This is a genomic window from Streptomyces sp. NPDC054961 (assembly GCF_053609145.1).
The window spans coordinates 170,465-183,245 of the sequence record NZ_JBSGWY010000004.1; the positions used below are offsets into that span (position 1 = coordinate 170,465).

At 72.9% G+C, this 12,781-nt stretch carries 10 protein-coding genes; 4 read left to right on the forward strand and 6 right to left on the reverse strand.

The genetic code is table 11. From position 1 onward, the window contains the following. Positions 1-121: 121 nt before the first annotated feature. A complete protein-coding gene (locus ACWF9Z_RS06595) occupies positions 122-2,854 on the reverse strand; it encodes a DNRLRE domain-containing protein (protein WP_453598129.1) in 2,733 nt (910 codons plus the stop codon). 279 nt (positions 2,855-3,133) lie between these two features. On the opposite strand from ACWF9Z_RS06595, the gene ACWF9Z_RS06600 reads away from it, so the two are divergent. The 3 genes from ACWF9Z_RS06600 to ACWF9Z_RS06610 all read left to right on the forward strand — a co-directional run bounded on the left by ACWF9Z_RS06600 (position 3,134) and on the right by ACWF9Z_RS06610 (position 4,915). Next, positions 3,134-3,466 (forward strand): hypothetical protein, encoded by a 333-nt coding sequence (locus tag ACWF9Z_RS06600; RefSeq protein ID WP_453598131.1) that lies wholly within the window; start codon positions 3,134-3,136, stop codon positions 3,464-3,466. Positions 3,467-3,740: 274 nt separating this feature from the next. Continuing rightward, positions 3,741-4,199, forward strand: coding sequence for a Crp/Fnr family transcriptional regulator (locus ACWF9Z_RS06605; protein ID WP_356650831.1), 459 nt, complete (start codon positions 3,741-3,743; stop codon positions 4,197-4,199). 272 nt (positions 4,200-4,471) lie between these two features. Next, on the forward strand, positions 4,472-4,915 hold the full coding sequence (locus tag ACWF9Z_RS06610; RefSeq protein WP_453598133.1) for a subtilase-type protease inhibitor: 444 nt from the start codon (positions 4,472-4,474) through the stop codon (positions 4,913-4,915). 70 nt (positions 4,916-4,985) lie between these two features. On the opposite strand, the gene ACWF9Z_RS06615 is transcribed toward ACWF9Z_RS06610, so the two are convergent. Together ACWF9Z_RS06615 and ACWF9Z_RS06620 are read right to left on the reverse strand one after the other, a co-directional pair. Continuing rightward, the gene (locus tag ACWF9Z_RS06615) at positions 4,986-5,864 is read right to left on the reverse strand and encodes a GNAT family N-acetyltransferase (protein ID WP_453598135.1); all 879 of its coding nucleotides are present in this window, start codon (positions 5,862-5,864) and stop codon (positions 4,986-4,988) included. A gap of 130 nt (positions 5,865-5,994) precedes the next feature. Beyond that, positions 5,995-6,873 carry an ATP-grasp domain-containing protein gene (locus ACWF9Z_RS06620; protein WP_453598137.1) on the reverse strand — a complete coding sequence of 293 codons (879 nt, stop codon included), beginning with the start codon at positions 6,871-6,873 and terminating at the stop codon, positions 5,995-5,997. 149 nt (positions 6,874-7,022) lie between these two features. On the opposite strand from ACWF9Z_RS06620, the gene ACWF9Z_RS06625 reads away from it, so the two are divergent. Next, entirely contained in the window at positions 7,023-7,763 is a 741-nt protein-coding gene (locus ACWF9Z_RS06625) for an SIR2 family NAD-dependent protein deacylase (protein ID WP_453598139.1), read from the forward strand. A gap of 126 nt (positions 7,764-7,889) precedes the next feature. Here ACWF9Z_RS06625 and ACWF9Z_RS06630 read toward each other — a convergent pair whose 3' ends face one another. The 3 genes from ACWF9Z_RS06630 to ACWF9Z_RS06640 form a co-directional block, all read right to left on the reverse strand. Next, entirely contained in the window at positions 7,890-8,372 is a 483-nt protein-coding gene (locus ACWF9Z_RS06630; protein WP_453598141.1) for a VOC family protein, read from the reverse strand. Between the two features lie 145 nt (positions 8,373-8,517). Beyond that, positions 8,518-12,081: a CDP-glycerol glycerophosphotransferase family protein gene (locus ACWF9Z_RS06635; RefSeq protein ID WP_453598143.1), complete on the reverse strand. Its 3,564-nt coding sequence runs from the start codon at positions 12,079-12,081 to the stop codon at positions 8,518-8,520. Between the two features lie 159 nt (positions 12,082-12,240). Then, a complete protein-coding gene (locus tag ACWF9Z_RS06640; protein ID WP_453598145.1) occupies positions 12,241-12,615 on the reverse strand; it encodes a hypothetical protein in 375 nt (124 codons plus the stop codon). Between the last annotated feature and the right edge of the window lie 166 nt (positions 12,616-12,781).

Here is a 12,781-nt window from a genome sequence, read left to right on the forward strand (position 1 = left end):
TCTCCTCGTGTGTACACCCCCAACCCCCCACCCCGCCCCCCCCGGCGCGGGGGCGCGCGGGGGGGGGGGGGCGCGCCCCCCACCGCGGCCCGCGCCCCTCCCGTTCACCCTCAGCCGTCGGCTACGGCGCGCCGAAGGTCAGCGTCAGCCGCGGCGTCCCCTCGTTGGCCTGGGCCTCCGAGGACCACAGCCACAGTGCGTCCGTGCCCGCGCTGGTCAGCGCCAGGCCGTACGCACTGCCCAGGGCCCCCGCGACGGCGGCCGTGTCCAGCCCGGTGGTGTGGACCGCCGAACCGTCCGGCACGCCCGCGAAACCACCGAGCGCCGGCCCGCCGAGCGCCGGGCGACCGGTGTACGTGGTCCCGGACTCGGTCCACGGGCCGGTGACGGGAACCACCGAGACCGAGTCCGTCGTACCGGCTCCGCCCATGGTGCTGGTCTTCACGCTGAGCGTGGCCGATTTGAGCACCGTGCCCGCCGGCGCCGCCGGCAGGTTGAAGCGCAGGTAGCTCGCGTAGAACGAGGTACCGCGCACCGCGAGCGAGCTGGAGCCCCCGTAATTGGTGTCCGGGGCGCCCGCGTTGGCGTAGGTGTCCTCCGCGGCCGTGACCTGGACCACCGAGTCGGCCGGGGCGGTGGCCAGGGCGTAGTGGTTCTGCACCTGGGCCGCGCTCAGGACGTTCGGGTAGACGGCGGTCTCGTCGAGCCGTCCCGCCCAGAAGTCGCTGGCCGGGCGGTCCGGCCAGCCGTTGAGGTTGTCGCCGCCGACGTGCCAGTAGCCGGCGTAGTTCTCGTGCGTGGTGACGTTGAGCGTGCCCTTCTGGACGCCGTCCACGTACAGGACCAGGCCGCCGGGCCCCTGGGTCCCGACGACGTGGTGCCACTGGTTGTCGTTGTAGGAGCCGGCGGTCGTGACCGTGCGGGTCGCGCCGGTGTAGACCCCGTAGACCAGCCGGCCGTCATTGGTCATGTAGAGGTGCTTGTCGTACTGGTTGCTCGTGCGCGCCTGGTTGTTGCCGAATCCGAGGAGCTTGCCGCCCCGGGTCGTGTCCGTCTTGAACCAGGTCTCGATGCTGTACGCGGCGCCGACCGTCTGGCGGCCGTCCCCGTACACCTGGGTGTCCGTGCCGTTCAGGCCGATCGCCGTGCTCGCGCCGGAGACCGCGCCGGGCGTCTGCCGCAGGGCGGGGGCGTTCAGGTGCACGCCGCTCTGGTTTCCGCCGTCGGAGGAGTCCGCGACGAAGGGCAGCGCCGCCTCGTCGTAGCGCCAGAACAGCTGGGCGCCGTCGGCGCGGACCGCGTTCGGGTAGGCGTCGACCGAGGTCGGCACCGTCACGCTCGCGGTCGCCGAGAGCGCGCTGGCGTTGCCGGCCGCGTCGGTCGCCGTCACCCGGTAGGTGTAGGTCTGGCCCGCCACCACGGTGGTGTCGGTCCACGAGGCCTGCGGGCGGCGGAAGAACAGCGAGTCGGCGTCGACCGTCGCGATCGGCGCGGCGGCGCCGTTGCGGTAGACCTTGTACGTGAGTCTGCTGTCGTCCAGGTCGAGGCTGGTGCGCCAGCGCACCTGCGCCTCGCCCGCCTTGAAGCTCACGGCACTGGCCACCGGGACCGTGGGCGCGCCCGTGTCCCCGGTGGACGCGAAGCGCGTGAGGCTCTGCTGGGCCGATCCGTTGACGGTGGTGAACTCTCCACCGACCCAGAGGTAGGAGACGCCGGCCTTGGAGCCGACGGTCATCACGCGCGGGCCGATGCCCTCGCCGACGCCGTCGTTGGTGTCGGGCGCCCAGCCCAGCTTGTTGGTTCCGCTGGTCGGTTCGGCGAGCAGGTGGTGGCGCTGGCCGTCCGGGTACTCGCCGACGCTGGAGCAGTCGTGCGCGTGCGAGGCGCTGTAGAGCACGTTCTGGTACGGGAGCACGGCCTGGGTGGCGCCGAGGCAGGTGTCGCGCCAACGCTGTCCGAAGTCACTGAGGTTGAGGGCGATGCGGCCGTCGAAGACGCCGCCTCCCGTCCCCTCGTTGCCGGTGTAGAAGCCCGTCGCGTCGACGGCCACGTCCTTGACCACCGAGTTGGTCTCGATGAAGCCCGGGTAGGACTTGGTGAGGGCGCCGCTCGTCGCGTCCACGACGGCGAGGGCGTGGCTGGCCGTGCCGCCCACGGTGAAGAAGTCGCCGCCCAGGATCACGTGTGCGCCGTCCGGGGTGACCTCGACGGCGCGGCCCGGCTCGTCGGCGTTGGCGGTGAAGGGCTTCAGCGCGCCGTCGGTGGCGTCCACGGCGGCGAAGCGCTCGCGCTGCTGGCCCGCGACGGTGAGGAAGTCCCCGCCCGCGTAGACCGTGTCGTCGGTGACGGCGAGGGCCCGGACGGTGGCCGCGAAGGCCGGGCGGAAGCCGGTCTTCACGGTGCAGGTCGCCACGTCGATGGCGGCGAGGCTGGAGACCGGCGTGCCGTTGACGGCGCCGAAGTAGCCGCCCGCGTACAGGGTCTGCTTGTCCGGCGAGAGGGTGAGGGCGCGGACGGTGGCGGTGCCGGAGCCCACGGTGAAGGACAGCTTGCAGGAGGTCGGGGCACCGGTCGCGGCGTCGAGCGTCGCGAAGTTCACCGCCGGCTGTTCGCTGCCGGCGCCGCCCTCGGGCGGGCGCACGGCGGAGAAGGTGCCGCCGACGAAGACCTGGCCGCCCGCCTCGGCGAGGGCCCAGACGATGCCGTTGGGCTGCCACGTGGACAGCGCGTCGGCCGTGAAGGCCACCGGCGGAGTGATGGCCGCCGCCTCTTGGACGAGGCCGAGGCCTAGGGCCGTGCCGGTGCCGGCCAGGGACAGGGCGAGAGCGGCCGCCAGCCCTCTGGATCTACGCATGAACCCCCCAGTTCGATGGTGCGGTACGTGTACGCGAGTGCGGTGTGGCCGAAAACAGGCGTACGGCTGTCTATGACTCGACCACGGGCGCACCTTAGGGGGAATCTTCGTTCCGTTCATCCCTCTTGACGCATCGGATGCCAAATTGCTCCGTCCCCGGCGGCGGCACACGGCCCGGGGCCTGCGGCGACCGTGCGGCGGCCGGCCGGCGTCCCGCCCCGCGGGACCGGTCTCGCGATTGCCGCCCCACTCGGGGCCGCACCCCTCTACCGTGCCCCTGTGGGGACGACCGGAGAGCGGAGCGGGATGGACGACGAAGACGAAGATCTGCGGCTGGCGAGGATCACCCCGGAGATCTCCCGTCGCACCCTGGCCCTGCTCCGCGGCCTCGCCGGGCTCGAGCCTCCGGAGCAGGTGCCCGAGGAGGCGATGATCACCGCTGACGAGATCCACGCCGAGTTCGGCACCGACGGGCTCCGCGTGCTCGCGATGACCCTGGCGTCCTGGGCGACGGCGCAGATCGAGAACGTCGCCGAGCTCAGCAGGCGCAGCCACGAGGCCGTCCTCGACACGATGGAGCTCGCCTGCCTGGAGGCCGACGCGGAGGACTGAGGGGCCGGCGAGAGCACCCCGGAGCCCGCCGAAGCCCCCCAGGGGCCCTCAGGACGCCCCCAAGGTGTCCAGGGGGCACCCCCCGGGGCCCGGCAGGGCGGTGCGGGGGCTCGTGACGGGTCCCCCCGCACCGCTCCGACCTCGGGCCATGGCGCCCGCACCGGCCCGAAGGGGCGGTGCCGCGGGAAATCGGCACATCCTCCCCCTACCGAAACCTCGGATTCGGCCCGTCGTCGGCGACACTGGGATCGGGGGGTCCCGATCGGAGGCCGTCGTGAGCACACCTTCCCCCATCCGGATCGCTGCCGTCCTGTCCACCGAACATCGTGGACTCCTGATGTCCCACGCCCGTGAGGTCAACATCCGCGAGGGTGCGCGGATCTTCGACGAAGGCACCCGGGCGGATTCCTTCTGGATCGTGCGCTCCGGCACGGTGACCCTCCAGATCCCGGGATCCGGGCGTCGGCCGACTCCCATCGAGAGCCTGGGCCCGGGTGAGCTGGTGGGCTGGTCGTGGCTGTTCCCGCCCTACGTCTGGCAGCTGAGCGCCGAGGCGATGACGCCCGTCCGCGCGTACGAGTTCGACGCCACGACCGTACGCGTGCTCATGGACGCCGACCCGGCCTTCGGGTCCGCCGTCGGCCACTGGGTGGGCCGGGTCCTCGCGATCCGGCTCCACCAGACCCGCACCAGGCTCCTGGACCTCTACGCCCCCCGCTTCGCCGCGAGCTGACGAGGAACCCGGCGCCGTCCCCGGGTCCGGCCCCCGCGACGGACCGACCGGACCCGACCGGACCCGGCGCCGCGCATCGGCGGGGCTACCGAACGTGTTCGGCCGAATACGCCGACCGCTCCCCCACAGGTCAGCCACCGGGCGACCGCTGCGGTCTGCGGTCATGCGTGCGCGCGGGGTGACGGGAAGTAGGGGTGCGAACGGGCGTTCCGCTTCCGCATGGGCAAGACTCCCGTCCGTTATCCGGCACAACGACGCGAGGAGTGTTCGACATGCGGTCCATCACCAGGAATCTGGGGCTTTCGTCCGTAGCCGTGGGGCTCGCGGCGCTCACCGCCCTGGCCGGCTCCGGAGCGGCCGGAGCCGCGCCGTCCGGCACCGATGCGCTCTACGCGCCCTCCGCGCTCGTCCTGAGCGTCACGGACGGCGACGACGCCACGAGCGGTACGGTGCTGCGCGCGGTCACCCTCGTCTGCGCGCCCCGGGCCGGCGGAACGCACCCGGCCACGGCCGCCGCCTGTAGCGAGTTACGGGCCAACGGGCCCGAGCTGGACGCGCTCGCCCGGCCCCGCCCGGACGCGGCGTGCACCCGCGAGTGGTCGCCCGTCACCGTCACGGCCGACGGGGTGTGGCAGGGCCGGCGCCTGAGCTACTCCTACACCTACGCCAACGCGTGCGGGCTGCGGAACAGCACCGGCATGCTGTTCGGCTTCTGACCGGCCGCCCCGCCCGGCCGCGCCGACGGGCCGTGCCGACCTGCGGCCCGGCCCCGCCAGCCCCGCCCCGTCAGCCGAGTTCGAGGCTCGTCACGCCGTACAGGCCGGTCAGATCGACGTCCGGCTGCCGGCCGGTGTACATCCGGGCGGCCTCGAACGTGGGGGTCAGGCCCAGACGCGCCGACAGGGCCGTGGCGCGGGGATGGGCGTCGGGTACGTCCACGGCGACCACCCCGTCCGGGGTGTGCTCCGCGAGCCGGAGCAGCAGGGCCTCGGCCACCTCCGGGGAGACCGCGTAGAGCGGCCCGATCCGCGAGGCGCCGCTGCACGGCCGGATCACGCCGAACCCCTCGATCCGGCCGTCCCGGACGGCGGCGAGGCCGGTCCGGCCCGGCAGCCCGACCCAGGCGGCCAGGAAGGCGTCACGGGGCGCCGGGAAGAACTTCCGGTCGTAGGCGGCGAGTTGCGCGAAGGGCAGGGTGGCCGCGTCCACGATCTCCAGCCCCGCCCCCGTCCCCGTCCCGGACCCGGCCGCCCGCGCCGGATCGGCGGCGGCGCGCGGGACCCCTTCGTGGCGGACGTTGTTCCAGGCCGGACGGAAGCCGGACGCACGGTAGTTGTCCTGCTGCTCGACCACTCCGTCCAGCCCCACGAGCCGTCCGTCGAGCCGTTCCATGCCGGCCTTCCACAGCTGGATCCCGTAGCCCCGGCCGCGCACCTCGGGGCGGGCGATGTAGAAGCCGATGAAGCCGAAGCCCGCCCCGTACCGCACCGCCGAGATGCACGCGACGGGCTCCCCGCCGAGCCGGCCGACGAGGAAGCCGCCCGGGTCGGCGACGGCGAACGCGAACCGGTCGGAGTCCCCCGGGTTCCAGCCCTCCTCGTCGGCCCAGTCCCGGATCAGCGCCATGTCGGCGGCGCTCGCGCCGTTGATCTCGAATCCCGTCATGTCCGGTGTTGTACCAGATGCGAAAGGGCCGCGCAGCCGGGCCTGTTCAGCCGTCGGGCGGGCGCCGGACAGCCGCGAGACGCCCGGCGGAGGGCCGTCCGCCGGGCGCCAGGAAGCCCTCAGGACTCCGTCAGGAGGGCGTCAGGAGGCCGGCGAACGAGGCGAGGTCCGCCTCCCTGTGCAGGTCGCTCACCTGCCCGTCGCCCACTTCGACCACCCGCCAGACCCCGTCCGCCCGCAGGGCGAGATCGGTGGTGACGAAGGGGCAGTCCAGTGCCCCGACGGCGGCGCGCACGGCGTCGAGGTCCGGCGTCGCGAACGCCTCGTACGGGCTGTCGGGGTGGGCGGTCAGCAGGCGGGGCTCGCCGTCGCGCCACCAGACCCGCACCTCGGCGGCCGTGTCCGCGGTGGCGGTGAAGTGCTCGAAGGCGCGCAGGACCACCCCGCCCGCGAGGTCGTCACCCTGGAGCTCCACGAAGCGGCTCACCACCCGCCGGACGGCGGCCCGGTCGGCGAGGTCGGGGAGGTGGCAGGCCTCGGCCCACTGGTGTTTGCGGGACTTGACGTAGTCCTTGACGATGCCGGACCGGGACGGCAGGGCCTCGGCCAGTTCCGCGAGGCGGGCCGGGTCCGGGATCCTGCCGGGGGACGCGGGCAGCCAGCCGCTGGCCGGGGTCAGCTCGGCGAAGGACCCGTACCAGCCGGGGAGTTCGTGGGCGCGGCGGTAGGCCTGCGGGCTCACGCGCAGTTCGCCGCCGCGCTCGCGCAGGGCGGCGTCGAGGTCCGCGTACCGCTCGGCCGGGATCATCCAGCCGCGGTACCAGAGGGCCCCTGCGCCGGCCGGCACCCGGGCCACCGCCCGGTCCGCGTCCCCGCCGAGCAGCGCGTCGTGGTCGACGAGCGCGACGGCGGCCCCGCGGGCGCGCAGTGCGCGGGCCTCCGCCGCGAAATGGGCGTCGGCCCGGCGCTCGTCCAACGGATCGGCGCAGTACAGGACGGTGGTCGGCATGCCGTCACCCTACGGAGCTCCGCGCGGGGACGTCCTGCGGTTTCCGGCGCGCGTCCCGCGGGCGCCGGCGCTTCCCCGCCGTGAGCGGACGGTGCGCGGCGCGGATTAATGGGATCGCGCCGGTGGACGCCGCTCTCTAAGGTCGCCGCATGGGAAAGCCGCTCGTAGCAGTGTTCAGTGGGGCCGGAATGTCCACCGATTCCGGCATTCCGGACTACCGGGGGCCGCAGGGGCTGTGGCAGCGCGAGCCCGGGGCCGAGAAGCTCGTGACGTACGCGTACTACATGGCCGATCCGGAGGTCCGTCGGCGGTCCTGGCTGATGCGGGCGGAGATCGGGGCGCTCGACCCGCGGCCCAATGCCGCGCACCTGGCCGTGGCCGAGCTGGAACGCGGCGGCACCCCGGTACGGGTGATCACGCAGAACGTGGACGGGCTGCACCAGCTCGCCGGGATGCCCGCCCGCAAGGTCTTCGAACTGCACGGCACGGCGCGGGCGGTGGTGTGCACGGCCTGTCACGTCCGGTCGGCGATGGACGCGGCGCTGGCCCGGGTCGCGGCCGGGGAGCCGGACCCCGCCTGCCTCGCGTGCGGCGGGATCCTCAAGGCGGCGACCGTGATGTTCGGCGAGCGGCTGGACCCCGAGGTGCTGGCGGCTGCCGTCGCCGTGGCCAAGGGGTGCCAGGTCTTCGTCGCCGTCGGGTCGACGCTCCAGGTGCAGCCCGCGGCCTCGCTGGCCGGGATGGCCGCGGAGTCGGGGGCCCGCCTGATCATCGTGAACGCGCAGGAGACCCCGTACGACTCCCTCGCCGACGAGGTGATCCGCGAGCCGATCGGCACCGCCCTGCCGGCGCTGCTCCGCCGGATCGCGCACACGCGAACCGGCGCCTGAGCCGGAACGCGAACCCGCGCCCGCCGCGGGTCCCGGCCGGGCCCGGGCCGCCGGGTCAGGGGGCCGGCCGGGTCCGGCCAGGTCAGGGGCCCGGCGCCAGGTGAGGGGGCCGGCCCCCGGAAGCCTCTACGCCGCGTCCGCCGCCCGCCGCATCTCGGCCACGTCGAGCTTCTTCATCTTCATCATGGCGGCGGTCGCGCGGGCGGCCCGCTGCGGGTCGGGGTCGGCGATCAGGTCGATGGCCCCGGCCGGGATGACCTGCCAGGACACGCCGAACTTGTCCTTGACCCACCCGCAGGCGGATTCCTCGCCGCCGTCGCCCGTCAGCGCGTCGTAGTAGTGGTCCGCCTCCGCGTCGTCGGCGCAGTGGATCTGGAAGGAGATCGCCTCGCTGAAGTGGAACGCGGGGCCGCCGTTGAGGCCGACGAACTTCTGCCCGTTGATCTCGAACTCGACGACCATGACCTCGCCCGCCGGGCCGGGCCCCGCCTCGGTGTAGCGGCCGACGCGGCCGAGCTTGCCGTCCTTGAAGACGGACAGGTAGTAGTCGGCGGCGGCTTCCGCGTTGCCGTCGAACCACAGGCACGTGGTGAAACCGTTGCTGCTCATGACTGCCTCCGGAGTGCGCGTAGGGAACGGACCGCTAGCCGAATCGTCCCGCACATACGGACCGGCCCCGGCCCCGAAACTCATCGGTGGGGCCGGGGCCGGTCCGTTTCCGGGCTGATTCCCGTCCGGATCGCACTCCTGTGGACTACATGCCGAGCATCCGGTCGACGATCCGCTCCGCGGCGCGGCCGTCGTCCAGGTCGCAGAACTCCGCCCGGAACTCCGCGCGGGCCCGTGCGTACCGCGCGCCCACCGCGTCCGCGTCGCGCACGGCCTCGATCAGGCTCGCCGAGTCGCGCAGCAGCGGGCCCGGGGCCTTCTTCTCGAAGTCGAAGGTGAAGCCGCGCAGCGTGTCCCGGTAGTGCTCCAGGTCGTACGTGAAGAGCAGGATCGGCTTGTCGGTGTGCGCGTAGTCGAAGATCGCGGAGGAGTAGTCCGAGATCAGCACGTCGGCGACGAGCAGCAGGTCGGTCGGGTCGGCCCAGCGCGAGACGTCCCTGACGAAACCGTCGCGGACTCCGTCGCGGAGCTGCTCGTTGACCTTGTGGTGACCGCGGACGAGCAGGACGTGGTCCTCGCCGAGCTCGCGCCGGGCCGCTTCGATGTCGATCTGCAGGTCGAGCCGGTAGCCGGAGGCGAGCGACCAGCCGAGGCGGTTCTCCCGCCACGTGGGCATGTACAGGACGACCTTCTTGCCTTCCGGCAGGTCGAGCCGGCGGCGGATCTCCGTGATCCGCTCCGCGTCGGGCTTGAGCAGCGCGTCCGTGCGCGCACTGCCGGATTCGACGACCTCGCCGTCGTAGCCGAGGGCCCGCTTGAGGACCGGCGTCGCGTACGAGCCCGGGGAGGCGAGCAGCGACCACTGGGCGCTGTCGTGCTCCAGCGCCTCCAGCACCTCGGGGCTGGTGTAGTAGTCGTGCATGAAGTCGTGGCCGATCTGCTTCAGCGGCGTACCGTGCCACGTCTGCACGACGGTCTGGCCGGGGCGGCGCCGGAAGGCGAGCGGCACGCTGTCGTTGACCACGTAGTACCGGGCGCGCGCGAGCAGGTCCCAGGACTCCAGGCTGTCGTACTGGACCGCGCGGGCGGTCGCGGGCACCTCCGCGCGGCCGTCGCGCACCAGCCAGACGTGCTCGAGCTTCTCGCCGCGCCGCAGGAGCTCCTCGTGGATGGCGCGGGGCGAGTCGCCGGCGCCGTTGCCCTGGAAGGAGTCGTAGACGACGACGTCCTTGACCGGCAGGGCGCTCTGCGCCGGGTACGTCACGTCGCGGGCGACGCGCTGCGCGTAGCGCGAGCGGTCGTGCGGGCTGATCAGCGGGTCGGCGATGAGCACCAGGCGGTCGTAGAGCCGGGTCTCGACCCGTATGCGACGGCCCAGCGCCGTGACGGCCTGGGGGCCCGTGTGCAGGGCGGTGGGCGCGAACTGCACCGGGGCGCCGCGGTCGACACCGAGCAGGCCCGCGGTGACCCCGCCGCGGGAGACCGGGCGCATCGTGGGCCACCAGCGGCCCTGCGGGAGCGGGGTGTGCCCCGCGTAGGCCTCCGGGAGCACCGGCTCGAAGGTGACTTCGAAGTGGTCGCCGTCGCGGGTGACGGGGTAGCTGAACTCCACGCCGTGCGAGTCGTGCAGGACCAGCTCGCAGGGCTCGTCCTCGGGTGCGACGTACCGGCCCCGGAGGGTCAGCGTGCCGTCCTTGGTCTCGACGGCGTCCACCAGCGGCGGCGAGGACTGCACGGAGAGGGTGAGGTGTCCGGTGTTGCCGCGCTTGGCGAAGAGGAAGCGGTCGCTCTCCTCGCCGGGCAGGGACACGACGAGTCCGGCGAAACCGGCGCGCTCGTCGTGGGCCAGCCGGTGCTCGGTCCCGTCGGCGCCGAGCACGGACAGGCTCCACGGCTCGGGAGCCCACTCGCCGGGCTGGCCGGGGGCGTCCGGGACGGCGGCCAGTTCGGCCAGCGGGACGCGGGCGGTGAACGGGATCCGGCCGCCCGCCACGGCGGCGGCCGTCTCCAGCGGGAAGGTGAGCACGGCCCCCGTGGAGACGTGCTCCGCGCGCAGGGCGCCGGCGGCGCCGACCTCTGCGGCGAGCTCGCCCGCCACCTCGACGGCGTCGTCACCGGACGCGCGGACGTCCAGGGCGCGTGCGCGGACGATCTCGATCTGGATGGTGAGGGCGCCGACGGTGTTCGGGACGACCCGGACGTCGGGGGCGACCCAGTGCGCGGGCGGGTTCTGGCCGCTGTCGTGCTCGCCGCCGCGGAGCCGGGAGCGGTGCAGGCCGCCGGCGCCGGTGACGGCCACGGAGGTGGTCCACACGCCGTCGTTCCACTTGCCGCCCGTCTGGAAGGCGGTGGGGTCGACGACGGCGGTGAAGCCGGCCCAGTCGGCGTGGCGCAGGGCCAGGTGCGGGGAGTTCACGGTGGCCATCGGGGAGGCGACCGTGCGGGTACCGACGACGGTCCGGCGGCGCTTGCCGCTCTCGCGGAAGATCAGCGCCTTGCGCGAACCGAGACGGCTTTCGGCGCCGAGGTGGCCGGGCAGCGCGTAACCGCGCAGCAGCAGCTTGCCGTCGGTCCACTGGGCCTGCTCCAGGCGGCTGACGACGCGGCGCTCGCGCGGGCCGAGGGTGAGGACCTTGCTCGGGACGGGTGCCTTGAGGAAGGGGTAGTCGGCCTGCGGGCGGGCCAGCCCCTTGACCGGCACGCTGTACGTGAAGTCCTTCTGGTGCTGGAGGAGGCTGATGAACTCCTCGATCCGGCCCTCGCCGGCGAGGTACGCCTTGAGCCGGTCGGCGACGGTGAGGTCGGGCCACGGCCCGGTGCCGATCTCCCGGACGAGTCCGCCGACCTCCTTGGTGAAGGCGGCCCGGAAGTCGGGGCCGGCCTCCGCGACGTACTTGTAGATGAGCGGGAGTTCCTCGCTCAGCACGTTGCGGTCGTATTCACGCAGGTAGCGGGTGTACGGGGCGCCCTGCTTGGCCTGGAGCGCCTCGCGCACCAGGCGTACGGAGGCCACCCGGTCGATGACCGACACCGGGTCGGTGGAGCGCTGGGTGATGGAGCGTTCGCCGGTCTCGCGGACGCGCCAGTGGTAGACGCATTCGGAGAGGATGTCGACGCTTTTGGCGAAGTAGTGCGAGGGGATGCTGACGGGGGCGTCCTCGTAGAGGATGCCCTCCGGGTACTGGAATCCGTGCTCGTCCCAGAAGCTGCGCCGGTAGACCTTGTTCCAGGCGGTGCGGTCGGTGACCAGCGCCGGGAACTTGGAGATGTGGGTCTTCAGCTTCGTGGTCGCGAAGGCGGCGCGGTGGCCCCACGACTGCGACATGCCGACGGACCGGAACCGCTTGACGTTGCCCGCGGCGAAGTCGGAGCCGGTCTCGTCGAGGGCGTCGATCATCCGCTGGTAGGCGTAGTCCGGCATGGTGTCGTCGCTGTCGACGAAGGCCAGGTACTCCGTTCCCGGGGTGACGTGGCGGGCTCCGACGTTGCGGGCGGCGCCGAGTCCGGCGTTCTTCTGGAGGACCACGCGGAAACGCGCGTCACGGTCCGCGAAGGCCTGCGCCAGGGCCGCGCTGTCATCAGTGGATCCGTCGTCGACGAGCACGACTTCAAAGTCGTCGAATGTCTGCGCTGCGATGGACTCCAGGCACTCGTCGAGATAAAGCTCGACGTTGTAGACGGGGACGACAATACTGAGGCGCGGGGGCATGGGCGGCGAGTTCTCCAGCGTCTTTACCTGTTGATGATCAGCTGATTACAGCATCTTACTCCGTAGCGCGATCTCGAAATTCGGTCGTCTCGGACATACCGGAGAAGCCGCCGGGCGGGCGGCATGAGTTCAGCCGCCCGCCACCTCGCCGCCACCGGATCAGACTTCGAGTTCCGCCTCGATCTTCCTCAGCTGGTGCCGGGCCATCGCGAGGTTGGCCCGGCCCTTGTCCAGCGCGAGGTAGAGGAAGAGCCCCGCGCCGCCCCGGCCCTTCAGCAGCCGGATCAGGTGGTACTGGCTGCCGAGGGTGATCAGGATGTCCTCGATGTCGTCGTTGAGTTTGAGCATCTCCATCGTGCGGAGCTTGGCGCGCACCACGTCGGTGTTGCCGGCCGCGGCGACCGAGAGGTCCAGGTCCTTGCCGCCGCCGATGGTCCCGAGGGCCATGCCGCTGCTGTAGTCCACCAGAGCGGCGCCGAGCACGCCCTCGATGCTGGTGGTGGCTTCCTTGAGTGCGGTCTCCACGTTGGACACGGTTCATTCCTCTTTCTTGTTCGGCTGTCCAGAAATTCGGTCGGTACGGATGTACGTGGTCGGGGGGGGGCGCGCGCCCCCCCCGGCGGGGGGGGGGGGGGGGGGGCGGGGGGGGGCGGGCGGGGGGGGGGGGCGGCGCGCCGCGCCACCCCGCGAGACGCAGAGG

Coding starts and splice junctions, on each gene's coding strand:
- ACWF9Z_RS06610 (WP_453598133.1), top strand. CDS start 4,472: ATGCGGTCCATCACCAGGAATCTGGGGCTTTCGTCCGTAGCCGTGGGG.
- ACWF9Z_RS06635 (WP_453598143.1), bottom strand. CDS start 12,081: ATGCCCCCGCGCCTCAGTATTGTCGTCCCCGTCTACAACGTCGAGCTT.
- ACWF9Z_RS06620 (WP_453598137.1), bottom strand. CDS start 6,873: ATGCCGACCACCGTCCTGTACTGCGCCGATCCGTTGGACGAGCGCCGG.
- ACWF9Z_RS06615 (WP_453598135.1), bottom strand. CDS start 5,864: ATGACGGGATTCGAGATCAACGGCGCGAGCGCCGCCGACATGGCGCTG.
- ACWF9Z_RS06625 (WP_453598139.1), top strand. CDS start 7,023: ATGGGAAAGCCGCTCGTAGCAGTGTTCAGTGGGGCCGGAATGTCCACC.
- ACWF9Z_RS06630 (WP_453598141.1), bottom strand. CDS start 8,372: ATGAGCAGCAACGGTTTCACCACGTGCCTGTGGTTCGACGGCAACGCG.
- ACWF9Z_RS06595 (WP_453598129.1), bottom strand. CDS start 2,854: ATGCGTAGATCCAGAGGGCTGGCGGCCGCTCTCGCCCTGTCCCTGGCC.